Raw genomic sequence first — 24,058 nt, 5'->3', positions numbered from 1 at the left:
TAAAATGCAAGGGGTAGAATCCTAGCTTAAACCCTAAAAAGGATTAACGATGAACACAGATTCTAAAAACACGCCAAAAGCACGAACAAAAGAAATAGCCACAAAAACTAACGCGACAATTAACCCCGCGCGTAAAATTTCCATTCCAACACAAAATAAATGGAATCTAAAAGCCCTTTTTCCTTCTCAAAAGCGTGCCCAAAGCGCGTGCGTCAAACTTCAAAATGACTGCAAAGCTTTCAATGAAAAATTTTACGACAAGCTAGATTCTATTCCACCAGCGCAGTTTGAAGCCATTATCAAACAATATGAGAATCTTTGCGAGCAGACAGGGCGCATTCTTGCTTATGCATTTTTGATTTTTGCACAAGATACAAGCAAGGGCGCGCTGTATGCTGACTTTGAGGAACGTGCACAAAAGGCGCATAACGACTTGCTTTTTTTTGAATTAGAGCTTGCGAGGTTTAGCGATTCTTTGCGTGAAGAAATTGCTAAAAATGCACCACATTACACTTTCTATTTGCAAAAACTAGGCGCGCACGCAAAGCATACACTCACACTCAAAGAAGAGCAAATTCTGCTAAAAACTTCGCCCATTGCGTGCGAAGGCTTTGCGCGCTTGTTTGATGAGCATTTGGCGCAAATGCGCTTTAAATTTGACAAAAAGCAAATAAGCGAGGAAGAAATACTCTCTTTGTTGCATAGTAGTGAGCGCAAAACCCGCAAGAGTGCGCAAAAAAGCTTTACAAAGGGCTTAAACAAATCGCGCCATTTGCTTACTTATATCCTTAATGTCGTGCGTAAAGATGTCGCGCTTGAAAAAGAACTGCGCGGGTATCCAAAGAGTGAGAGCGCGCGCCACCTCTCAAACTCTATCCCACAAAAAAGCGTGGATAAGCTCATCGAAGTGGTGAATACAAATTTTGATGTGGTGCAAAAATATTACACACACAAAGCGCGTTTGCTTGGGATTAAAGAGCTTAAAGATTATGATAGATATGCACCGCTAGAGTTTAAAAAGCAAAAAAACGTCGGAAATCTGCCCTATGATGAAGCATTGAATTTCGTGCTGGAGGCATTTGATGAATTCAGTCCGATTTTTGGCAAAATCGCAAGAGAGGCGATTAAGGCCGGTTGGGTGGATTCTCACCCTAAACCAAATAAGCGAGGTGGGGCATTTAGCCATGGTTGCGTGCCTAGTGCGCATCCATTTGTGCTTTTAAATTACACAAATTCAAGGCGTGATGCTTTCACAATCGCACACGAGTTCGGACATATGGTGCATCAAGAGCTTAGTAAAAAAGTCGGCTATCTCAATATGGATACGCCACTCACCACCGCAGAAACCGCGTCTGTGTTTGCTGAAATGCTTCTTTTTGATAGGCTGAAAAAAACGCTTAGTAAAGAGGAATTGCTGCCACTTTATACCGGCAAGCTAGAAGATGTGTTTTCAACGCTTTTTCGTCAAATCGTGATGACAAACTTTGAGCGCAAGATTCATAGCACGCAAGGCGAGTTGAGCTCACAGGAATTTGACAGAATCTGGCTTGAAGAGAATGAAAAAATGTTTGGAGATTCTCTTAAGCTTACCAAAAACTACGCTTCGTGGTGGAGTTATATCCCGCATTTTATTCACTCGCCATTTTACTGCTATGCGTATTCTTATGGGCAATTGCTTGTGCTAGCGCTTTTTGGCTTATATAAAAAGGCGCAAAGCAAGCAGGAGAGGGAAAAATTTATCAAAACCTATATCGAGTTTCTTTCTCTTGGCGGGAGCAAAAGTCCAAAAGATTTGATTAAAAAGTTTGGGCTTAATATCGAAGATTCTGAATTTTGGGCGCTTGGTATGAACGAGGTATATAAGCTGTTTAACGAATTTGAGGAATTACTCTAAAGGTGTGTAAATGGTATTAAAAAATCCACAGCTTCAAAAACTTCTTGTAAAGCACGCAAAGGAGATTCTCGCGCTTTTGGTGCAGGAGGGTATTTCTTTTAGCATTTTGTGTGATATTTCAAAGACGCATTTTGACCCGAGCTTACCAGAGGATATTGCAAAAGACATTGATGAGCTTAGTCTTTTTGTGCTTGCGGGCTACACTTTTGAAAGTATCGAGTTTGAGACGCATTGCATTAGTTTTGAGGCGGGCTTTGGTTCGCAAAATTTTGGCAGTGTGGTGAGTATTGAATATGAAGGAGTTGTGCAGATTCTCTTGCAAGACCCACAGCTTTTGCAAGAAGTCTCGCTTTTTGTTAATGTGGGCAATTCTAAACTTTACAATAAGCTAGAAAGTAGCGAAGAGGAGATAGAGGAGGGCTTAGAGCATTCTTTTTTAGCACTTGCTTCAAATCCAGCAAATTTCCACCTTTTGAAAGATAGCGATGAATAAAATTTATGTTGAAGTCTTTCGCTTTGAAGCAGACAGGGATTATTTGCCATATTATCAAAAGTTAGAAATGACGCAATCTTCGTTTTTTTGCCTTAGTGATTTGTTGAAATTTTTTCAAACAAATATGGCAGGCTTTGCTTTGGAGCAAAACTTTGCGCCCGCACTTACAAGCACACAAGAGAATCTTGTGCAAAAAAATGCTTGTTTGGAAAGCGATTCTCTAAAAATGGCTAGCGATACTCTCAATATAGAAATTCCAGCTTTTCGCATTAATGGCAAGGCGTTTTTTAAAGATTGCGCGCTTTCTAGCGTTGTGGCAAAGTTTGGAGCAGAGCTAATATGCGAGCCATTGAGCACAAAATACGCGTTGAAAGATTTTTCGCTTAGTTATGACACATTACTTCCTAAATACAAAGAGTTTTTTCAGAAATTTTCTTTTATTGAGGAAAAGCACGCCACACAAGCACTTTTACCATTTTTGAAATATAACTTTACCAGCGCGCAAGAAAATATCGAAGATGGTGTAAGTGGTGAATATTTGGGCGATGGATTTCTCTATTATGTGTGGCATTTATGCAAACTCTACAAGGTGCAAAGCCACGCGCTGATAGAGTATATTGCCACGCATAAAAATGGCTTGCTAAACTTTGTCAAAACTGCGGATAATGCGCCCATTAGCGAGGCGATTTTTAGCCTTATGGTGCAGTATTTTAAATCTAAAAAATGCTGCTTTTTTAAAAAACCCTTTCAGCTATCACTTAATGAATCTCGCTTGTTAAATAATACACGAGACACAAATCCCGCAGATGCAAGTGTGGATTCTCAAATACTTCTTTTTAGCGCGTATGCGCGTGGGCTTAAAACACCTCAATTTAAAGCATTGCAAAAAAGAGCGCAATTTTTTTTAAAAGATTTTAACCTTCTTGCTAATCCACCAAAACTGCGCGCTTATAAAGGCGCAAGACAGAATCTGCACGATTTAGAGTGCGCATTTTTTGATATGGCGTATAATCTTGCGCTTGCTCAAAAGCACAATGCGCTGCTTGTGTTTATCGAGGAGGACGCGTATTTGTGGGCGCAGAGCGTGGAAGCGGAATTAAGAGAATCTAAAAACTTTGCACTATTTACAAAGCAAGGTGTGGAATTTCACCAAAACAAAATACAAGAATCTAAAATCGCGCTTTTAGATTCTTTGCTTAAAAATTCCACTTTGAACCTAAATACTCAAAAAGGTGCGTTTCTAAGTAATAATCCTGCTAATTCTTTTTTATTGATAAAGCGCGCAAATATGTCAGCACCAGCAAATTTTGCCACAATGCAGGATAAAAACTTAGCGCAAAAATGCTTTAGCAAACAATTACTTGACTTAGAAAATCTCGGCGTTGATTACATTGCCACTTCATCGCTTAGTTGGCTTAATGGCTTGAAAGATGCACAAAAAAGCCTGCCGCGAGATTATGCGAAGATTCCCATCATAAGCCATCTTGATCTCTATTCCAGCACACTAAATCCAAAACCCTAAAGGAGCGAGCTTAAAATGAAATTATTTTTGAAGTTTTTTTGCGCAGCGCTTGTGGGTGCTCTGTGGTTTCATTTTGGCGGAAGCGATCCATCGATGGCGCTTGTGCTTTTTATGATTGTGCTAGGTGTGATGTTTATGAAGCCAATCCAATACCAAGATCCACAAAGGCGCGAACAATATATGCAGAAAATCCGCGAGAGCAGGGAGCGCAAGCTTATGATAGAAAAAGAGCGCCTAGAAGAGAAAAAGCGCGCTAAACAAACCGCGCACGAACAAGAAGAACGCCTACGAAAAGATTTTGAAAATAAAATTAACAAAAAGATATAAAAGAATGTGCCATATCTTGTTGATAAGGCTTAAGATGCTTTCCGTTGGGATTAAATCTTAAAAAAAACTTATGATTACGCCCCTCTTGCATCAAGTGCGCGATTGAGCGTTTTGGTTAGTTCGCGCTCCATGTTGGGATTAAGCTTTTTCAAATCCTCATCAACTTGCAAAATCAATTCTGTGGAGACATTTTTATGTATCACCAGCGCGAAGAAAAAAGCTTTTTTCTTGTAGTCGCTCAAATCCATAGAATCATACTCATCAAAAAATATATTAACAGCCTTTTGCAATTGTTGAGGCGTGCTTTTTTGATTGTCCAAAATCGCCATAATAGTATCAATCGTATGCGTGCTATTTTCCTCCTCCGCCACTTGCGTGCGTTTTTTGGGTGAAGGACCAAAAAGATAAAGTAGCACAATGAGCACAATAAGAATCGTAGAAAAAAAACTCACTAATATAAAAAATGCCTGTGGCGAGAGATTTTCCATTGCTATGCCTTTGGATATTTTCAAAGCTTTTATTATATCTAATTTTTTTTAAACTCTAAATTTCAAGCGTAAAAATACAGAATTCTAAGTCTTAACAACGCGAGAAACTAAAATTCTTATTAATCAAAAAAAACGCCGAGTGTGTGCGTGGAGACACAAGTTGTGGTTTTGACTGCGGAGATACATTAAGTGGAATAAAACTTGCTGGAAAATCGCTTAAAATCACTTTATTTTTGTAAGGATATACAATGCAAGCCATTCAAGATTTATCGGTTACAAACTCCACAAATCCCGCGCTTAGACTGAAAAACAAGCTTCTTATTTTGCTTGTGATTTTTTTATTGGCTTGTGTGGTGTTTTTTGTCCTTGTAGGTTTTGAGCGCAAAGGATTTGAAAGCGCGCGTATAGTAAGCATTTTGCAGGCAAAGGAGGATATTTCTGCGCAACTTGCAAAGGATTCTGAAATTGCGGATTTTTTGTTGCAAAATCAAGATATACTCGAGCAGTTTGATTTCCTAGGACAGGTGCATACAAGACTTACAAATCTTTTTGTAAATCCGCAAGATAGACAAAATCACGCGCTTATCGTTGCGATGGTGAAAAGCTGGAATGAGAGTTTTGTCAAAAACGACAATGAGGCAAAGTCCTACTACACACAGATTTCAAGCGCGCTAGAAGTTGAAGATTCTCAAAAAATGGCGCAGGAACTGCAACAAATTTTCGAAAAAATCTACACTTTGTTGCTTAATAAGGTCTATGCGAGTAATACAAGTTTTTTGAAAGATTCTCAACACACACTGGATTCCCAAAAAGTGGATTCTCAAAAAGCAAATCCTTTTTCACAATCCCTTACTAAAGAGCAGGGCGCGACTTCATTTTTTGGTGCATTTAAGGGGTTGGGCTTGTTAAGCATTATTTTGCTTTGCGCTCTTGGCGTTTTGGTGTTGCTACTTGTTGTTATAAGCTTTGGCGCATTTAGGGATTTAAGCGCGCTTAGGCAAGATTCTGCACAACTTTTACAGGCCTTCACTACGCTTTCCCACAAAAACACAGAATCTGCGAGTAAAGACAGCGCTTGCGCTCAACCAAGCGCGCAAGCGCAATATCTAGATTCTGCGGCAATTAGCAATTTAACAAAACAGCTTGAAAGCAAAATCCAAAACCAACAGCACGAGGAAAGCAAGCGCGCAGAGGGCTTGCATACCATAAGAGTGCAGGTTACAGAACTGCAATCACAGCTCCAAAGCATAAGTGTGCAGGCAAAATCAAGCATTCAATCCGGCGAAAATCTCGCAAGCATCTTAGAATCTAGCGTTGCAAGCGCGAAAGATTCTCAAAATACGATTTTGCAAGAGCAGGGGCAGTTTGAGAGTGCAGGGAAAAATTTAGAGGATTTGCTTGTGCGCCTAGATTCTAGCATTCAAACTCAAAATGAGCTAAGCGCGAAACTTCAGGATTTGGGCTCAAGTATTGAACAGATTAAAAATGTGCTTACTTTTATCGATGGGATTGCGAGTCAGACAAATTTACTAGCGCTTAATGCTGCCATTGAGGCAGCGCGTGCGGGCGAGCACGGCAGAGGCTTTGCAGTCGTGGCTGATGAAGTGCGCAAGCTTGCAGAATCCACACAAAAAAGCCTGCAAGAAATTGAAGCAAGTATCAATCTTTTGACGGGCAATATCGATGAAATCACACTCGCAGCAAAGGAACAATCCGAGATTTTTGAACAATTAGAAAGCGAAAGCCAAGACTCAAAGCGAAGCTTGCAGATAATCCAAGAATGCGTCAATCAGGTTACGAATGGGATAAATTCTCAAAGTGCAAACACCATCAATACTGCCGAGCAGATACAGGGTGTGTTGGGTGCTTTTAGCGCTGTAAGCCAAAAGCTAGAATCTAGCTTGCAGACAATTGATGCAATCGCACAAAAAGCCAAAAACGCGTAACTTTTGCGCACATAGTGGCGTTACAATGCAGAATCTGCTATTCCTTAACGCTTCAAATCTTGCGTAAAACTATAAGTATTTGTATAAATAAACTTGACATTAAATGACTAAACTTATATAATGCGACCACACTTAAACTTTGAGAAAATTTGTTTAAGCAAGCATATTTTATTTTTAGGAGAATAGTATGAATATTTTTGAAAAACTCACCAATCAACTCAAACAAACACTCGATAGTGCCGCGGCTTTGGCGTTGCATAGCAAAAACGCGGAAATCACCCCTGCGCATATGTATTGGGCGCTTTTGAGCGATTCTCAATCACTGCTTAATCAAGCGCTTAATAAATGTAATATTGACAAAACCCCAATCGAGCTAGAAGCGCGCAGTGTGGTAGATAAGCTTCCTAAGGCTTCAAGTGTATCAAAGGAAAATCTTAGTATCTCAAAATCCCTTAGTGATGCGCTCAATCTCGCGCTCGGTGAGGCTACGAAAAATGGCGATAGCTATGTGGCGGTGGATACTTTTTTAATCGCAAATGTGCAGGATTGCGCGTTTAGGGAGATTTTTGACAAATATATGGATATAAGCGAGCTAAAAAAAACTTTGCAGGCTATCCGTGCAGGCGCGAAAATCCAAGACCAAAATGATGATGATAACTTTGAATCCTTAGAAAAATATGGAATCGACCTAACCAAAAAGGCGCTTGAAAATAAGATTGATCCAGTTATCGGGCGCGATGAGGAAATCACGGCAATGATGCAGATTCTTATCCGCAAGACAAAAAATAATCCAATCTTACTCGGTGAGCCCGGCGTGGGGAAAACTGCTGCGGTGGAAGGATTAGCACAAAAAATCGTGGCAAAAAATGTGCCTCTAAGCTTACAAAACAAACGCGTTATTGCCCTTGATATGAGCGCACTTATCGCAGGCGCGAAGTATAGAGGCGAGTTTGAAGAGCGTTTAAAGGCTGTTATTAATGAAGTTAAAAAAAGTGGGAATGTGATTTTATTCATCGATGAGATTCATACAATCGTGGGTGCGGGCGCAAGTGAAGGCAGTATGGACGCGGCAAATATCCTAAAGCCTGCATTAGCGCGCGGTGAGTTGCATACAATTGGCGCAACTACGCTTAAGGAATATCGCAAATATTTTGAAAAAGATGCCGCGCTCACAAGGCGATTCCAGCCAATAACACTCAATGAGCCCAATACAAATGAGGCGTTGCAAATCCTGCGCGGGATTAAACAAAAGCTAGAAGCACATCATAATGTCAATATCACAGACACCGCGCTTGTGGCTGCTGTGAAGCTTTCTCAACGTTATATTCCGGATAGATTTTTGCCTGATAAGGCAATTGATTTGATTGATGAGGGCGCAGCGGAGCTTAAAATGCAAATAGAATCCGAGCCTTATGAACTTAGCAAGATTAAGCGTCAAATCCAAAGCCTTGAAGTCGAAAAGCAGGCACTTAATATGGAGGGCGAAAAGGCTAACACTGCGCGATTAGAGGAAATACAAAAAGAGCTAGGAGATTATAATGAGGAAAAAGCACGTCTGGAGGGGCAGTTTGAAAATGAAAAAAATATTTTCCGCCAAATCGCCGAGCTAAAAAGCGAGGTAGATTCTCTACAAAGTCAATCCGAGCTGGCAAAGAGAGCGGGCGATTTTAATAAAGCTGCAGAAATTGATTATGGCAAAATCCCAGAAGCACAGGAAAAAGAGCGAAAACTGCAAGAGAAATGGGAAACTATGCAAAAAGATGGCACATTGCTTAAAAATGCTGTGACAGAGGAGATTATCGCGGGGATTGTCAGCCGATGGACGCAAATCCCTGTAAGCAAAATGTTGCAGAGTCAAAAAGAGCGCATTTTGGGTATTGAATCTGAGCTTGCAAAAAGCGTGGTGGGGCAAGATGAGGCTTTGCACGCTATCTCTCGCACAATCAAACGCAATAAAGCCGGATTAAATGAATCTTCACGCCCAATCGGAAGCTTTCTCTTCCTTGGACCCACAGGTGTGGGAAAAACGCAAAGTGCAAAAAGCCTCGCAAATTTTTTATTTGATAGCACAAAAAACCTTATCCGAATCGATATGAGCGAATATATGGAAAAGCATTCCGTTAGTCGTTTGGTTGGCGCAGCACCGGGCTATGTGGGCTATGAGGAGGGCGGACAGCTCACAGAGGCAGTTAGACGTAAGCCTTATTCTGTCGTGCTTTTTGATGAGATTGAAAAGGCACACCCTGATGTGTTTAATATCCTTTTGCAGGTGCTTGATGATGGGCGCTTGACGGACAATAAGGGTGTTGTGGTGGATTTTTCAAACACCATTATTATTTTGACGAGCAATATCGGAAGCGATAAGATTTTAGAGACTACCGACAAACTTGAGCGAGAATCTCGCGTCAAAGAACTTTTGAAACACTATTTTAAGCCAGAATTTTTAAATCGCCTTGATGATATTGTGATTTTCAACCCACTTGATATGGGCGCGATTGTGGGGATTGTGGATATTATGTTTTCACATATTGCAAGAATCGTGGCTGAAAAAGGTATCGAAATCACGCTCACAAAGCCTGCAAAAGAGTTTATTGCCAAAGCTGGATTTGACCCAATCTATGGCGCAAGACCGCTCAAACGCGCACTGTATGAAGAAATAGAGGACAGACTCGCGGATTTAATCTTAAAAGATGAAATCAAAGAAGGCTCAAAAGTCGAGTTTGGAATAAAAAATGAGGAAATTAGCGTAAAAATTTCATAGGATTTTTGCAATGCAATATCTTAAAGCATGGCAAATAGAGTGGAGGTGGATTGCTCCTGCAAGGATTATATAAGTCTTAGGTGAGTGTGTTTCTCCAAAAGTGATTTGTTGGTCCATTGCCTTTGCCAAGTGCAAAAGAATACAAAATTGCCTTAAACACATATTCCTTTGCGAGTGTGATAGAATCTAGCATTCCCTTGCCAAGTGCGAGGTTTGCCGCGATAGCTGAACTTAGCGTGCAGCCTGTGCCGTGCGTGTTTTTGGTCTGTATCTTTTGTGCGCGCAAGGTGTGAAATTCTCTCCCATCATAAAAAACATCATCACAATTTTCCTCTTTATGCCCACCTTTAAGTAACACCGACTTTGCGCCCATATCAAAAAGCTTGTGTGCTGCGACTTTCATAGATTCTGTATCGTGGATTTCCACACCACACAGCGCTTGAGCTTCTGGGATATTTGGTGTTAGCACATCAGCAAAGCCAAGTATCGTATTTTTAAAATGTTCGCGAATGGATTCTGGCATAAGTGCGAAGCCATTTTTTGCAAACATCACGGGATCAATCACGACATTTTTAGGCTTATAATGTGCAAGATTTTGTGCCACACACTCGATAATCTCGCTTGAGCCGAGCATTCCGACCTTACACGCAAGCGGGGGAATGTCTTCAAAAATGGCTTCAAACTGCGCATTGATAGAATCTCGCGGAATATCATAGCTTGAAATCACGCGCGCGGTGTTTTCTGCCACGATGCTTAGCACCACACTCATACCAAAGACATTGTGTGCGCCAAAGGTTTTCAAATCCGCCTGTATCCCAGCCCCACCACTGCAGTCGCTTCCAGCGATAGTGAGAGCAGGGAAGGCTTTTTGCGTGTTTGGAACAAGGGTGTTTTTTTGTGTATTTTTATCCATTTTGATTCTCCATTTTCTTGTGTAAAAATGCGCTTGTGGTGTTTGCGGGTGTAAGGGCAAATTTTTGCAAAATTTCTCTTAATTTTTTCTTTGCAATCAAGGTTTTTATAAGCCTTTTTTAAACTCTAAAAAATTATAATGCGCGCTTTGTTTCACTAGTCGGGGCGTGGCGCAGTCTGGTTAGCGCACTTGGTTTGGGACCAAGGGGTCGAAGGTTCGAATCCTTTCGCCCCGACCATTTTTCATTTTTTTAAATTTTGGTGGGTGTAGCTCAGTTGGTTAGAGCATCAGTTTGTGGCACTGAGGGTCGTGGGTTCGAGCCCCATCACCCACCCCATAATTTAAGCAACCAAATTTTAAATCCTAAAATATCTGCGTTCGTAGCTCAATTGGATAGAGCATCAGACTTCGGATCTGAGGGTTGGGGGTTCAACTCCCTCCGAGCGTGCCACCTATGCGCTCATAGCTCAGTTGGATAGAGCAACGGCCTTCTAAGCCGTAGGTCAGAGGTTCGAATCCTCTTGGGCGTACCACTTAGGCAAGCCTAGATTCTTATAATTTCAATCTTTACACCAAAGAAACAGCTAAAATTATAGAAACAGCCAAAATTATAGAATCTATACAAATATATTCACTGTTTTGTAGCCCAAAAATGAAAAGACATACGCTACAACGCTTGTAAAAATAAAAAGCCCTACGAGATACTTCCACGAGCCGGCCTCTTTGGCAAACACCACGCTTGCAGCAAGGCAGGGACTATAAAACATTACAAACAGGATAAAAGCCACTGCTGTTGGGAAACTCACGTTTTTTGCAATGATTTCTTGCAGGCTTTGACTTTCCTCATCTAGCCCCTCACCCAACACATACAAAACGCCCATTGATGAAATCACCACCTCTTTTGCCGCCAAACCATTAAGCAAGCTTACACATAAACGCCAATCAAACTTCATAGGCGCAAATGCCGGCGCGATAAATTCCCCAATGCGCCCCAAAAAGCTTTGCTCTAAAAGCTTTGATTGTAGTTCGTTTTTAAGTGCGAGAATCTCCGCGTTTTCTTGCTTAAGATTTTCTGTGTTTGTTTCTTTTATTTTGTGCGCAGATTCTGTGTTTTGCGCCAAAGTTTGGGAATCTTGTGCGTGAGATTCTGTGTTGTCTTGCATTTGCAAGGCACTGATCTTTTTCTCATATTCGCTTTCTAGCGCACTATTTTTGGGGTAACTTGTGGCAAACCAAATAAGCATTGACGCGAGCAAAATAAAGCCCCCAGCCTTTTTGATATACATTGCTGCCTTTTGATACACGCTTATTGTGATAAGTCGCAGGCTCGGCAAGCGGTATTTTGGGATTTCCATAATAAAAGGTTCATAAGCCCCGCGGAAAATGCTAAGCTTTAAAAATTTCGCTATACAAAGTCCTACAAGCGCGCCAAAAATGTAGATTCCAAAAAGCACACTCCCAGCGATATTTGAAGGGAAAAATATCCCCACAAAAAGCGTGTATATCGGTAGTCGCGCGCTACAACTCATAAAGTTAATAATAAAAAGCGTCAAAAGCTTATCTGTCTTGTTTTTCAAAGTGCGTGTTGCCATAAACGCCGGCACAGAACAGCCAAAGCCTGTAACCAGAGGGATAAAACTTTTTCCGTGTAAGCCAAACTTATGTAAAAAGCCATCAAGCAAATATGCCACGCGCGCCATATAACCGGTGGTTTCTAAAAAAATAATACCTAGAAATAGCAACAAAATATGTGGCAAAAAGCTAAGCACCGCACTCACACCCGCTAAAATCCCATCGCTCACAAGCGAGCCAAGCCACGCGATAGGAATATGCTCTTTTAAAACCTCACCAACGTTTGCCATACCTTTCTCAATCCACTCTTTGGGATACTCGCCAAAAACAAAGGTAATCTCAAAAATCCCCCACATAAAGAAAAGAAAAAACACAATTCCTAGATATTTATTCAAAAAGATTTTATCAAACTCTTGCGTGAGATTGTTGCTCATACCCTTTTTAATCGTGCATTTTGTGGCGATTTCGTGGGCTTTGATGATGTATTCTTGCGCGAAAAGCTCTTGAATAGAATCCTCGTTTTTTTGCTCTAAAAGTGCGGCTATGATGAATTCTTGTTTTGCTAAAATTGCGCGTGCTTGTTGGCTAAAACCCTGCTTAGAATCTATTAATTTTAAAAGTGTTGCCTGCGTGCTTTGCTCTTTTGATAAAAGTGCTATCGAAAGAAATTGCAAATATTTTTGATACCTCGCGCCTTTTTGAATGCTTTTTTGGGAATCTTGCGTATTTTGCGTATATTCTGCACTAAAAGGCAAAATTTCCCCTAAAAGCGCAGAATCTTGCACGCGCAAAAACTCATACATTTCTTTTAAATGTGTCTGTGTGATTGGCGAAAAGTAGGCAAAGGCTTTAGATTCTATCCCATTAATGCTATCACCTTCGCGGAAGTGAATTCCGCTCGGCTCCACTCCGCGCCTATATTCGGCATTTTTTTGATTGATAGAATCTGTAGATTCTGCAACGCTGTTTGGTTGATTAAAATCTAAGATTCTATCAAGTTGTTTGGAGATTTTAGATTCTATCCAATGTGTATTTTGCAAAACCCCAGTATTCCTCTCCTCATAAAGTGTGACAATTTGCTCAAGCAAAGCAGTAATATTTTCATTATTCTTTGCGCTCACACTTACGCACGGCACGCCTAGATTCTGTGCCAAAAGCTTTAGGGATATCTCTAAATGCTCTTTTTTAGCTTCATCGGACATATTGAGAGTAAGTAGCATTTTTTTGTCAAAATTTTTAAGTTGCAGGCTTAGGCAGAGATTGCGCGCAAGATTAGTAGAATCTATAACATTCACAATCATATCATACGCGCCATTTTGCAGGAATTGCGAGCTTATGCGCTCTTCTTGCGAATATTCATTAAGCATATAAAGCCCGGGCAAATCGATAAAATCAAGTTTGTAGTCCTTGTAAAAAAGCGTGGTTTGGGTTTTTTCTATCGTTACACCGCTGAAATTTCCGACTTTGAGATTTGCCCCAGAGATAGTGTTTATAAGCGAGCTTTTGCCGACATTTGGTTGTCCGACAAGTACTATTGTGATGGTTTTATGTGAATCTTGCATAAGCCTATCCTAAATATAAATCAAACTTCGTTAGCGCGTATTGTAGCCAAGCAAGATTAATATTTTTAAGAATTGTTATTAAATATCCCCCCCCCCTTGTCAATCCCTCTCTTTTTGGATAGAATCCCAACCTTTTGTTTTTGCGTTTCAATCTTTGCACTTTGCTAGATTCTGAAGTTTTTTAGAATCTAGAGATTTTAAGCAATCTAACATCTTAAAAAAGGAATTGCAATGCCTCCTAAAATTAGCGTGATTATCCCTGTGTTTAATGAAGAGCGCACGATTTTGCAAGTGATTGATGAAATCTTAACAATCCTGCCTCAAGCGCATATCGCAGTTTTTGATAACAACTCAACAGACAATTCAAAAAATCTCGTGCTAGAAAAAATCAAGTCCTTAAGCATAGAATCGGCCCCAGAACAACCAAAAAACGCCGAGTATGCACGCGAGGCGGAGACTAGCGGAATTCACTTCCGCGAAGGTGATAGCATTAAGGGAATAGAGGCGGAGCCGAAGTGGGATTCACTCCCACAAGGCGATACAATTAATGGGATAGATTCCCAAACATACTTCCAAGCTAGCACTATTGATTTTGCTATGAGGGGGGGGGGCAAACAGCTTAAAGGCAGAATCTAACCAATCCAATTCCACCCAATCTCAATCCTCATCCAATCAACCCCAAGAATCCACCCAATCCCTAGAATCTCATCATTTCCAAGAATCCACCCACTCTCACGCTACTTCCCCCAAACTCTCCCTTTTTACCACCACCACACAGGGCAAAGGTGCGGTGATAGCTGATGCGTTTGCCTTGCTAGATTCTGATATTTATGTGATGATAGATGGGGACACACAGCACAACACAAGCATCTTGCCTCGCGCAATAGCACAACTTCATTCAAACCAACTCGATATGCTAAATATCGCCCGCAGCAAACACGATAGCGTGCATAGAATCGGTCACAGCTTTGGCAATAAACTTCTAAGTGCCACAGCAGCCCTCTTTTTTGGTAAGCAGTTTGATGATATGCTTAGCGGATACAGAATCTTTTCTCGCGCTTTTGTTAAAAGCTTCCCAGCCCAAAGTAAGGGCTTTGAAATAGAAACAGAGCTAAGTGTCTTTGCCTTGCAGCAGAATTTGCGCGTAGATGAGATAGAAACCTCGTATAAGCCACGTCCAGAAGGGAGCTTTTCTAAACTTCACACTTTCAGAGATGGCTTTAAAATCCTTTTTATGATTTTCCAACTTCTTTTTACTGAACGTCCTTTGTTTGTGTTTGGAACTTTAAGTGCGTTGTGCTTTGTGCTTTCATTTTTTGTTGGTGTTGATATTTATTTGGAGTTTTTAGAGACAAGCGCAGTGGCTAGGTATCCTACGCTCTTTGTGTGCGTTGGAGTGGGGGTTATTGGTGTCGTGCTAGGCGTGGCTGGAATGCTCGCGCATTTGATTGTTAAAGGCATTAGAGAATCTCGCAGAATAGCATATCTTCATCACAAGAAAATAGACTAAGCAAAGAGAGAAGCTAAAGATGGGTAAGAATATGCTAAGCAAAATCATCTCAAATAAGCTTGTGCGCTTTTTTCTCTTAGGTGGGATTCTAAGCCTTTGTGAATGGGGCGGCTTTTATGTGCTGACTTATTTTTTAGGCGTGCATTATGTTGTAAGCTCAATTGTGATGTTTGTGCTGCTTTCTATGCAAGGTATGGTGGTGTATAGAAAGTATGTCTTTGGGGCAAATTGCTTATGCTCAAAAAATGAAATCCTTGCTACTTACATAATCAACACCATAGGGCTTTGTCTCAATACCGCGCTTTTATGGATTCTTGTTGAGTTTTTTTCTATGCAAGCTTTGGGTGCAAAAGTCATTGCGTCATTTTTCGTGGCATTCTTTGGATTCTTTGCAAGAAAGAGATTTGTGTATAGGGAGTAAAGAATGATGAAAAGAAATGGAACTAAACAAAGGAGTAAATAAATGAATGCAACCACTAAGATGAATGTTTTAAAGGGAATTGGTGTGAGGGTGAAGGAGTTTTTTAAGAAAGATAGAGAATCTGGCTCTTGTGCGCAAGCATCACTTACTAAAAAAGACAAAGGCTTTTTAGCTTTTAGCTTGGTGCTTTTGGGTGCGCTGTTTGCGTTTCAATTTTGGCTTGGATTTCCGGGGTATGTGCTTGATGCAGATGTTTTAGGCGCATTATCTCTTGGCAAAAGCAATTTTCACCCCGTCATTACGTCTTATGTTTTAGAATTGTGCTACACGCTTTTTGGCAAGCACGTGTGGTATTTATTCCTTATTAATCTTATTCCTTTGTATCTTGGGCTGTGGCTTGTGGTGAGTGGATTTTATTTGCGTTATGGCTCGTATTTTGCACTATTAGTGCTTTTGATACTAGGAGTTGGGAATATTTATCTAGGAAGCTTTATAAGCATGAATTATTTAGGTATGGCGAGCTTGATATTTCTTGGATTCTGCGGGATTTTATGTTTGATTTTGGCAAGGGATTTTTTGGGGAGAAAGTCTTTTGTTGCGCTTATTTGCGTGATTTGTGTCGCGCTATTTTTGGGGATTCTTTGGCGTCATAATGCGATTTTTAGCGTATATCCAGCGTTTTTTGTGATTTGTTATTTATTGTTAAGAAATAGGAATTTGCAAGCAAAGCATGGATTTAAGGCAGGCGTTAGTCCTGTATTTACGTGCATAGGTTTTATGCGAAATTATATTGCTTTGCTTCTTGTAAGTGCGTTTTTGTGTTTGGGTGTTGTGATAGTAGTGCCAAAAGTTTTGAGCATAGGAAGGTCAAATCCTGCAAATCATTTGTTGTTGCTACAAATTGCCGGCTCTTGTGTGCCTGCTAATGATTCTAGTTGTTTTAGAAAAGAATGGTATGCGCCAAATCGCAATTTTGAAGATGTTAAAAAAGCATATGCTAGTAATCCTCTCAATGGCGATTTGTATTCTACATTTGTAGGATATGTGATTTTTAAAGGTGGTGAAATGGAGGGTTTAAAGCGCACTTGGCTTAGCTCGATTGTCTCATATCCTAAAAATTTCCTAAATCACAAAACAAGATTCTTTAATGCAATGTGGAATCAGAATCCACGAAATGATGATATTGATGGCTGGGTAAGATCCGTGATTAAATCCTCTAAAACCTTGCAAGCAAGAGCTTCTCACCCTTGGCATAAAGCCGCGCTTTCACAATTTAGCGAAAATGAGCGCGCGATTACTTTCACTCCAGTGCAAGAAAAAATTTATAGCTTTTTGTATGAGAATCTGCCTGTTTTTAATCATTTGGTTTTTGTGATAATTTGTGCGTTGATTCTTGCGATATCATCTATATGGCTTTTTGTAGTGCGTAAAAAATTTGCAGATTCTACACTTAAAGCATTGCTTGTTTTTACTTTTGGTGCGAGTATGAGTGCATTTGCAAGCGCGTTTATTATCGCTGCTATGGCGATAGTTGTGCATTCTAGATATATGTCACCGCTCGCGCTTTTGAGTAGTTTGGGATTATTTGGGCTTGTCGCAAGTATTTGTGAAGCTAGAAAATCAAAAAGCTAAGATGAGGCAAGGGGATTCTCACTCAAATCCCCAAAAATTATGCGTCTTTATTGTCTGCGTCCAAAGGTTAAACCATAGACTTCATTGCGGATTTCAAAAAGTGGATCTTTTGGCGGATTAACTCCCTCTGGCAAGGTAGAAGGCATAAAAACATCGCCATTGCACTCTTCACCCTCATATTTTTCCACTTCTAAAGTCCCAACGAGTAATTCCTCGTGCTTGCCTTTCCAAAGTGCTGTGGTATTATCTGTTACATCGCCCTTGTTGGCAAAGACAAGATACATATCATACGCGATTGGCGCAATTTTGCTCTCACGCTCAAAGTCAGCCTTCAAAAAATTATCCCCTAACTTCGCAAGCTCCTCTTGTGAAGCGTATTTCACACCATTTTTAGGGACAAATTTCCACCTCGCAGCGCGCTCTTTTTGTTTGGAATTCTTCCTAGTATCTCTAAACCAAAATGTATGCACACTATTAAAGTTCGTATTTGCAAGGCTTGGCGTGACACCTATTGTATTCATATAAGAGTCAAAATTACGATAAGAATCTACCTCGTTTGTGAGCTTTTTAATTCTTTCATTGTCTGGCTTGCCATCTTTGCCAGGCACGCGCATAGCGAAGTATTGCCAAAACTCTTGCGGATTTTTAGCGAAGTTGATTTCAGCGTTAAACATCACCAATTCCCAAGAATCTTTTTTGCCCTCCATTTTCAGTGCCATACCGCGTAATTTGCTTTTATCACTTGCGTGAGGATTGCCACCGCCTAGAGAATAGCGCACTTGTGTGGGAATGCTAGATTCTGCTAAAAGTGGGATTTGAAGCTTGGAATCTATGCCTTTTTGCGGGATAAATTTCCCTATTGCACAAAAGCCTTTGGTGTGATTGATTTTTTTATGTGGATCCTTTGGGTCGCCATTAAGTTTATAAAAAACATCAGCAATCGCCTCTGCATCGTATTTTTGTTGAGAATCTGCTAACGCCACTTGCGAGAGCCCCATACTCAAAATTGCTGCACAAATCGCGCGCCCTAAAACTTTGCCCTTTTGTGAATACGCACTCATTTAATTCCTTTGTTGTTTGGTTTTTGAAAGCTTCGAATTATAAAAATGCAAAGTTAATGCTTTATTTACAACAAGGCACTAAATAGGTGATGTAGAGTTGGCTTAAAAATCTAAGCAAATTCTTTTTTAAGTATTCTTTAGTTAGAATCTCGCCTTATTTTTTTCTTAAAAAAATCGCAAAAAGGATAAAACAATGGAAACAACACAACAAGTAGTCGCGCAGGGTGGTGTGCAAGAAATGCTTCTGGGGCTTGCTCCGATACTCTTTTTTATTGCGCTTATTTATTTGCTCATCGTGCGTCCGCAAAACTCGCGCCGCAAGAAACATCAGGAGATGATTACAAACCTCAAAAAAGGCGATAAAATCATCACTACCGGTGGATTGATAGTCGAAGTGGTGAAGCCAGAGGAAAATTTCTTTAGCGTGAAATTGAATGATGACACAATCGTGCGCTTGTCAAAAGAGTTTGTGGCATACAAGCTTGATGAGGAAAACGAACAAAAATAATGGTTTAAATCTGATGAAACAAGGTTTAACTTATCGTTTATGGTTGCTGGTTATCGCAGCGCTTCTTGGCGTTAGCTTAAGTATCCCATCATTTTTTCAAACAGAATCTGGTCCTAAAGTAACACTTGGGCTTGATTTGCAAGGTGGGCTTAATCTCTTGCTTGGTGTGCGCACTGATGAAGCGCTAAAGGCGCGGACTTCCTCACTTGCTTCAACTATCACTTATGAAGCAAATGACAAAAAATTGCTAATAGATTCTGTGAAAATCGAAGACAAAAGCCTAAAATTTGAGCTTTTTGACCCCAAGCAAAAAGGTGAGCTAAATGCGATGCTTGCGAAGTTTAGCGGATTAGAAATTATAGAAAATGGTAATTTTTACACGCTTAGATTTACACCTGAGGAAATCACGCAGATTCAAGAGGACGCGATTAATCAAGCAATTAATACAATCCGCAATCGTCTAAATATTTTCGGACTAAGTGAGACAAGCGTAACGAGGCAAGGTAGGCAAAATATCCTCGTAGAGGTGCCAGGGAAAAGCACGCCAGAGGAAGAGGAGCGTTTAAGAAATCTTATTTCAAAGCCCGCACATTTGCAGTTTATGGCGGTAGATGAGGAGCGCAATGCGCGCGTAGAGCTAATGAGTGATGCAGAGGCAGAAAGCTACGGCGATGTGATTTTGCCTTTCGCGCAAAGTGAGCAAGAAATGCGCTTAAATCTCCCCGTACGTAAGATTTTGCTTAAAAAAGTCCCTGTGCTTGATGGTGCGTCTGTGACAAACGCTCTGCCAAACAAGGACCAAAACAATCGCTATGTTGTGAGTTTTAACCTAGATTCTGATGGGGCGCGCAAGTTTGGGAACTTCACGGGCGCAAATATCGGCAATCACCTCGCAATTGTGCTTGATGAGAAGGTGTATTCCGCGCCTACGATTCAAGCGCGTTTGACTGATAGCGGGCAAATAACCGGGGATTTTGATAAAAATTCTGCGGCGGATTTGGCAACTATCCTAAAAAGCGGTGCGTTGCCGGCTTCTATGGAGATTTTGGAAAAGCGTAGCGTGGGACCGAGTTTGGGAGAGGATAGCATTCGTGCGTCTTTAGTCGCGCTGATGAGCGGGTTTTTACTTGTTGTAGTTTTTATGGTGTTGTATTACAATTTTGCTGGCATTATCGCTGTTGGCGCACTTTTGGTTAATATCGTGCTAATTGTCGCAGTTATGGCGCTTTTTGGCGCGACACTCACCTTGCCCGGAATGGCTGGAATCGTCCTAACCGTGGGTATGGCAGTCGATGCAAACATTATTATTAATGAGCGTATTAGGGAGTTTTTGCGCGCAGGCAATAGTATTGCAAAAGCCATTGAGCTGGGCTACGCAAACGCTTCACGCGCGATATTTGATTCTAATGCCACGACACTTTTAGTCGCTGTGTTGCTCTATGCAAATGGCACGGGCGCAATCAAAGGTTTTGCAATTACGATGAGTCTTGGAATCTTAGCCTCTGTCTTAACTGCAATCATTGGTACACAGGGAATCTATCAAGCACTTTTACCAAAAATTGGCAAAACGCGTCATTTGTGGTTTTGGTTTGGAATTAAAGCAGATTCTCACACGCCCACAAACACACAAAGCGAGCAAAATGGAGCTAAATAATGGAACTTTTTAAGCAAACAAAAATATATGATTTTGTCAAATACAGCACTTATGGGCTTATTGTCTCTACAATTTTATGCGTGGCGGGAATCGTGCTTATTGTGGTGAAGGACTTTAAGCTGGGGATTGATTTTGCGGGTGGCAATATTGTGCAGATTCAATACACTAACGCGGAAAAAGCCCCTTTAGCCCAGATTAGAGAGATACTTTCGCAAGATTCTCGTTTTAGCGGGTTTCAAGTAAGTGAGTTTGGCGCACCAAATGAAGCCCTTTTAAAATTACCTGTGCTTGATGAAGCAAGTCAAAATAATGTCGATAAAGTTGTAAATGAGGTTTTAGCACCTAGCGGGGAGTTTGAAATCCGCAGGAGCAATTCTATTGGCTCAAAAGTGGGCGATGAGTTTAAGAAAAAAGGCATTATCTCTATCGTGCTAGCGCTTTGCGCGATGATGGTTTATATTTCATTCCGCTATGAGTGGCGCTTTTCACTCGCTGGGATTATGGGACTTACGCACGATGTGGTGATGGTTTCAGCACTTGTGATTATCACGGATTTAGACTTTAGCCTAGAGGTGCTAGCTGCACTTCTTACGCTCATTGGCTATTCGATTAATGGCACGATTATTATTTTCGACAGAATTAGAGAGCAGATGCTCTCACGCAGAATGAAGGATATGCGCTATGTGATTAATGAAGCAGTCTCTGCCACACTTTCACGCACGCTTTTAACCTCGCTTACCGTGTTTTTGGTGCTTTTGACATTGTTTATATTTGGTGGAGAGATTATCAAAGGATTCTCACTTCCTATGCTTGTAGGTGTTGTGATTGCAGCGTATAGTTCGATGTTTGTCGCACCTCGCTTGGCGATTGTGTTTGGTTTTAGTTTAGAAGAATATTACAAAAAAGAGCAGAAAAAACGCAAAAAGATAGAGGAGAAAAAGCGATTAAGGGCAATGTATGAAAATGGGCGCGTGTAGGGCGCACAAGAGAAAGGGAAGCTATGAATTGGAGTAGAGTATTTTTTGTTTTTTTTAGCGTGCTTAGTCTTACTTTGAGTGTAGCATTTTTGTATGAAATGAGCGTGATTATTTTGTTTTTAAGCACTTCTGTGAATTTTTTATGCGCGACTTTGCGTATTGGTGTGAAAAGCGCGCTTTCAGAAGAAATCTTAGCTACTTTATTGGTAGCGATTTTGCAGCTTATAGCGGCATTTGTTGTTTTACAAGTTTTTGATGACTTGCATCTTTCTTACGCGCTCACACTTGGTGCTGTGGTGGCAAATGCTTTTGGTTTGGTGCTTTTGGTGATTGAAAGCATTAAAGATTCTCAAGAAGATTTGATTTAAAAGGGAGAGTTATGCCAGAAATTCATCGCAAGAAAATTTATAACCCAGAGAGTTTGGAAAGCGTGAATGAGCGCAAAATCTTTGGCGGAAACCCCACAAGTATGTTTGATTTGAATAAAATTAAATATCAGTGGGCGTATGATTTATGGAAAACAATGCTTGCAAACACTTGGTTTCCAGAGGAAGTCAATATGAATGCCGATACTCGCGACTATAACGGCGGACTGACACCACAAGAAAAGCTAGGCTATGACCGCGCGCTTGCGCAGCTTATTTTTATGGATTCTTTGCAGACAAATAATCTCATCGATAATGTCAATCCCTATATGACAAGCCCAGAAATTAACCTCGTGCTTGTGCGTCAAGCCTATGAAGAGGCGTTGCATTCTCAAAGCTATGCGGTGATGGTAGAATCTATCTCTGCAAATACTGATGAAATCTATAATATGTGGCGCGTGGATATGCAGCTGCGTCATAAAAATGACTATATTGCAAATGTCTATGAAGAGCTAGCAAAAAACCCAACCGAGCATAACCTCGTCAAAGCAATGTTTGCCAATCAGATTCTAGAAGGAATTTACTTTTATAGTGGATTTTGCTTTTTCTATACTTTGGCGCGCAGTGGGAAAATGCTAGGAAGTGCGCAGATGATACGTTTTATCCAAAGAGATGAAGTGACGCATTTATATTTGTTTCAAAGTATGATAAATTCTGTGCGTAAGGACAGAGCGGATTTATTTACCCCAGCACTTGAAGAGGAAGTGATTGAAATGTTTAGAAAAGCTGTGCAGATAGAATCTGCGTGGGGAGAGTACATCACGCAAGGGCAGATTCTAGGGCTTACAAGCGAAATTATCACGCAATATATCCAATATCTCGCCGATGAACGCCTTTCAAAAGTGCGCCTGTCAAAGCTTTATAATGTAAGCCACCCGATTAAATGGGTGGATTCTTTTGCAAGCTTTAATGACCAAAAAACAAATTTTTTTGAAGCAAAGGTAACAAACTACGCAAAAGGGAGTGTGAATTTCGATGATTTCTAAAAAATTGTATTCTTTGCAAGTCAAAATAGGGCTAGATTTTGAAGCAAATCTCAAAAAAGTTTGCGCACTTTTAGAGCAGTGCCAAGAGGATTCTATTGTTTGCACGCCGGAAGTGGTTTTTAGTGGATTTGCGTATCAAAAAATGGCAGAAGCAGTAGAGTTTTCAAAAATTGCCACAGAATCTTTACTCGAGTTTAGTAAGTCTCGCACGATTATTACCACGATGATAGAGCAAAAGCGCAATCAGTATTTTAATAATCTCAAGGTCTTTCATAAAGGCGAGGTAATCCACAGCCAAGCCAAACATAAGCTTTTTATGTTGGGTGAAGAGCATTTGCATTTTGGCGCGGGAAGATTAGAAGATATTGTGCCTTTCTATATAGATTCTCTAAAATGTGCCGCGATAAACTGCTTTGAATTGCGTTTTATTGATTTATGGAAGCGCGCGCAGGGCGCGGATATTATCTTTGTGCCAGCCATTTGGGGCAAGGCGCGAAAAGAGCAATTTGAATCGCTTTGTAAGGCTCTAGCTATCATTAATCAAGCCTTTGTCGTAGCAAGCGATGGCGCAAATGACACGATGGCAAAGGGAAGCGCGATTATCACCCCTTATGGCGTGGTGTATAAAAATGACAAGAAAGAAATCATCTCCGCGCAGGTGGATTTGAGTGAAATTACAAAAATGAGAAAATATATCCAAACTGATTTAAAGGCGTGAGGGCAGGCAATGTCTTATTTGCTTGGCAAAATGATAGCTGAAATCAAAAAGTACATCCTCCTTTCCCCAAAGGTGGAATCCGCGCTTGCTAGCGTGGATAGAGCGGAATTTGTCCCGAGCAGTTGGAAGCTCAATGCTTATAGTTTGGACGCATTGCCAATGAGCAATTCCCAATGGATTAGCTCACCGCTAACGGTTGCGATTATGACGGAGGCGCTTTTGTCCGAAGGCGGAGAAAGCGTGCTTGAAATAGGTTGTGGCAGTGGCTATCAAGCAATGGTTCTTTCAAGGCTTTTTGATCGTGTTTTTAGCATCGAACGGATAGAAAAGCTCCTTGTGGATGCAAAGCGCAGATTCCATAAATTAAGCGCACACAATGTTTTCGCAAAGCTTGGCGATGGGCAAGAGGGTTGGAGCGAGTTTGCACCCTTTGATGCGATACTTTTCAGCGCGTGCGCGAGGGAAATCCCACAAAGCTTGATAAATCAACTTAAAGAAGGTGGCGTGTTGCTCGCGCCGATGTTGCAAGATGAAAAGACAAACGCACAGGCAATTTGTCGCTTTGTGAAAGTTGGGGATTCTTTAAGTGCGCCGGTAGTGGTGACGCAATGCTCATTTGTCAATATCCATAATGGCGTGGTGCGTGGTACACAGCTTGAGCATATATTTTGAAAGCGCGTATTTTAGT

At 40.8% G+C, this 24,058-nt stretch carries 20 protein-coding genes, 4 tRNA genes and 1 pseudogene; 21 read left to right on the top strand and 4 right to left on the bottom strand.

Annotated elements, in window-relative coordinates; all coding sequences use genetic code 11:
• Positions 1-49: 49 nt before the first annotated feature.
• Genes A3217_RS04445 through A3217_RS04430 form a run of 4 tightly spaced genes read left to right on the top strand, consistent with a single transcriptional unit; the run spans position 50 to position 4,236 of the window.
• The gene (locus A3217_RS04445) at positions 50-1,894 is read left to right on the top strand and encodes a M3 family oligoendopeptidase (RefSeq protein ID WP_082807871.1); all 1,845 of its coding nucleotides are present in this window, start codon (positions 50-52) and stop codon (positions 1,892-1,894) included.
• A gap of 10 nt (positions 1,895-1,904) precedes the next feature.
• Positions 1,905-2,387: a hypothetical protein gene (locus tag A3217_RS04440; protein WP_066388433.1), complete on the top strand. Its 483-nt coding sequence runs from the start codon at positions 1,905-1,907 to the stop codon at positions 2,385-2,387.
• Positions 2,380-3,909 (top strand): DUF5644 domain-containing protein, encoded by a 1,530-nt coding sequence (locus tag A3217_RS04435; protein WP_066388431.1) that lies wholly within the window; start codon positions 2,380-2,382, stop codon positions 3,907-3,909. The genes A3217_RS04440 and A3217_RS04435 overlap by 8 nt, the downstream gene beginning before the upstream one ends.
• 15 nt (positions 3,910-3,924) lie before the next feature.
• Positions 3,925-4,236: a hypothetical protein gene (locus A3217_RS04430; RefSeq protein ID WP_066388428.1), complete on the top strand. Its 312-nt coding sequence runs from the start codon at positions 3,925-3,927 to the stop codon at positions 4,234-4,236.
• 74 nt (positions 4,237-4,310) lie between these two features.
• On the opposite strand, the gene A3217_RS04425 is transcribed toward A3217_RS04430, so the two are convergent.
• Positions 4,311-4,724 (bottom strand): hypothetical protein, encoded by a 414-nt coding sequence (locus tag A3217_RS04425; protein ID WP_066388425.1) that lies wholly within the window; start codon positions 4,722-4,724, stop codon positions 4,311-4,313.
• A gap of 1,493 nt (positions 4,725-6,217) precedes the next feature.
• Here A3217_RS04425 and A3217_RS09715 point away from each other — a divergent pair.
• Positions 6,218-6,550: pseudogene (locus tag A3217_RS09715) on the top strand (methyl-accepting chemotaxis protein); the annotation flags it as partial.
• 307 nt (positions 6,551-6,857) lie between these two features.
• The gene (locus tag A3217_RS04415) at positions 6,858-9,431 is read left to right on the top strand and encodes an ATP-dependent Clp protease ATP-binding subunit (RefSeq protein ID WP_066388420.1); all 2,574 of its coding nucleotides are present in this window, start codon (positions 6,858-6,860) and stop codon (positions 9,429-9,431) included.
• A gap of 76 nt (positions 9,432-9,507) precedes the next feature.
• Here A3217_RS04415 and thiD read toward each other — a convergent pair whose 3' ends face one another.
• A complete protein-coding gene (gene thiD, locus A3217_RS04410) occupies positions 9,508-10,344 on the bottom strand; it encodes a bifunctional hydroxymethylpyrimidine kinase/phosphomethylpyrimidine kinase (protein WP_066388418.1) in 837 nt (278 codons plus the stop codon).
• A gap of 160 nt (positions 10,345-10,504) precedes the next feature.
• On the opposite strand from thiD, the gene A3217_RS04405 reads away from it, so the two are divergent.
• The 4 genes from A3217_RS04405 (at position 10,505) to A3217_RS04390 (ending at position 10,877) form a co-directional block, all read left to right on the top strand.
• Positions 10,505-10,582: transfer RNA gene (locus A3217_RS04405), tRNA-Pro, on the top strand.
• 22 nt (positions 10,583-10,604) lie between these two features.
• Positions 10,605-10,681 (top strand) — tRNA-His (locus A3217_RS04400).
• Positions 10,682-10,718: 37 nt separating this feature from the next.
• Positions 10,719-10,795, top strand: a tRNA-Arg gene (locus tag A3217_RS04395).
• A gap of 5 nt (positions 10,796-10,800) precedes the next feature.
• Positions 10,801-10,877: transfer RNA gene (locus A3217_RS04390), tRNA-Arg, on the top strand.
• Positions 10,878-10,961: 84 nt separating this feature from the next.
• On the opposite strand, the gene feoB is transcribed toward A3217_RS04390, so the two are convergent.
• Entirely contained in the window at positions 10,962-13,478 is a 2,517-nt protein-coding gene (gene feoB / locus A3217_RS04385; protein WP_066388417.1) for a ferrous iron transport protein B, read from the bottom strand.
• A gap of 231 nt (positions 13,479-13,709) precedes the next feature.
• On the opposite strand from feoB, the gene A3217_RS04380 reads away from it, so the two are divergent.
• From A3217_RS04380 to A3217_RS04365, 4 genes are all read left to right on the top strand, one after another.
• Positions 13,710-14,114: a glycosyltransferase family 2 protein gene (locus A3217_RS04380; RefSeq protein WP_066388415.1), complete on the top strand. Its 405-nt coding sequence runs from the start codon at positions 13,710-13,712 to the stop codon at positions 14,112-14,114.
• Positions 14,115-14,268: 154 nt separating this feature from the next.
• Positions 14,269-14,988 carry a glycosyltransferase family protein gene (locus A3217_RS04375; protein WP_066388412.1) on the top strand — a complete coding sequence of 240 codons (720 nt, stop codon included), beginning with the start codon at positions 14,269-14,271 and terminating at the stop codon, positions 14,986-14,988.
• Between the two features lie 19 nt (positions 14,989-15,007).
• The gene (locus A3217_RS04370) at positions 15,008-15,409 is read left to right on the top strand and encodes a GtrA family protein (RefSeq protein WP_066388411.1); all 402 of its coding nucleotides are present in this window, start codon (positions 15,008-15,010) and stop codon (positions 15,407-15,409) included.
• 42 nt (positions 15,410-15,451) lie between these two features.
• Positions 15,452-17,041, top strand: a complete 1,590-nt coding sequence (locus A3217_RS04365) for a hypothetical protein (RefSeq protein ID WP_066388409.1) — start codon at positions 15,452-15,454, stop codon at positions 17,039-17,041.
• Positions 17,042-17,088: 47 nt separating this feature from the next.
• On the opposite strand, the gene A3217_RS04360 is transcribed toward A3217_RS04365, so the two are convergent.
• The gene (locus A3217_RS04360) at positions 17,089-18,039 is read right to left on the bottom strand and encodes a catalase (protein ID WP_082807965.1); all 951 of its coding nucleotides are present in this window, start codon (positions 18,037-18,039) and stop codon (positions 17,089-17,091) included.
• Positions 18,040-18,340: 301 nt separating this feature from the next.
• Here A3217_RS04360 and yajC point away from each other — a divergent pair, with 301 nt between their 5' ends.
• Genes yajC through A3217_RS04325 form a run of 7 tightly spaced genes read left to right on the top strand, consistent with a single transcriptional unit; the run spans position 18,341 to position 24,042 of the window.
• Positions 18,341-18,610 carry a preprotein translocase subunit YajC gene (yajC, locus tag A3217_RS04355; protein WP_408938921.1) on the top strand — a complete coding sequence of 90 codons (270 nt, stop codon included), beginning with the start codon at positions 18,341-18,343 and terminating at the stop codon, positions 18,608-18,610.
• A gap of 13 nt (positions 18,611-18,623) precedes the next feature.
• Positions 18,624-20,264, top strand: coding sequence for a protein translocase subunit SecD (gene secD, locus A3217_RS04350; RefSeq protein WP_066389727.1), 1,641 nt, complete (start codon positions 18,624-18,626; stop codon positions 20,262-20,264).
• A complete protein-coding gene (gene secF, locus A3217_RS04345; RefSeq protein ID WP_066388401.1) occupies positions 20,264-21,241 on the top strand; it encodes a protein translocase subunit SecF in 978 nt (325 codons plus the stop codon). The genes secD and secF overlap by 1 nt, the downstream gene beginning before the upstream one ends.
• Before the next feature lie 23 nt (positions 21,242-21,264).
• Positions 21,265-21,609 carry a DUF6394 family protein gene (locus A3217_RS04340; RefSeq protein WP_066388398.1) on the top strand — a complete coding sequence of 115 codons (345 nt, stop codon included), beginning with the start codon at positions 21,265-21,267 and terminating at the stop codon, positions 21,607-21,609.
• Between the two features lie 11 nt (positions 21,610-21,620).
• Positions 21,621-22,652 (top strand): ribonucleotide-diphosphate reductase subunit beta, encoded by a 1,032-nt coding sequence (locus A3217_RS04335; RefSeq protein WP_066388396.1) that lies wholly within the window; start codon positions 21,621-21,623, stop codon positions 22,650-22,652.
• Positions 22,642-23,370, top strand: coding sequence for a carbon-nitrogen hydrolase family protein (locus A3217_RS04330; protein WP_066388394.1), 729 nt, complete (start codon positions 22,642-22,644; stop codon positions 23,368-23,370). Before A3217_RS04335 ends, A3217_RS04330 begins: the two co-directional genes overlap by 11 nt.
• A gap of 9 nt (positions 23,371-23,379) precedes the next feature.
• A complete protein-coding gene (locus tag A3217_RS04325; protein WP_066388392.1) occupies positions 23,380-24,042 on the top strand; it encodes a protein-L-isoaspartate(D-aspartate) O-methyltransferase in 663 nt (220 codons plus the stop codon).
• The last annotated feature ends 16 nt before the right edge of the window (positions 24,043-24,058 follow it).

Origin of the sequence: Helicobacter himalayensis (assembly GCF_001602095.1) — a bacterium.
Classification (GTDB): Bacteria; Campylobacterota; Campylobacteria; order Campylobacterales; family Helicobacteraceae; genus Helicobacter_F; species Helicobacter_F himalayensis.
Note: the sequence above shows the minus strand (reverse complement) of the source record. Positions and strands in the feature narration are given on the sequence as shown.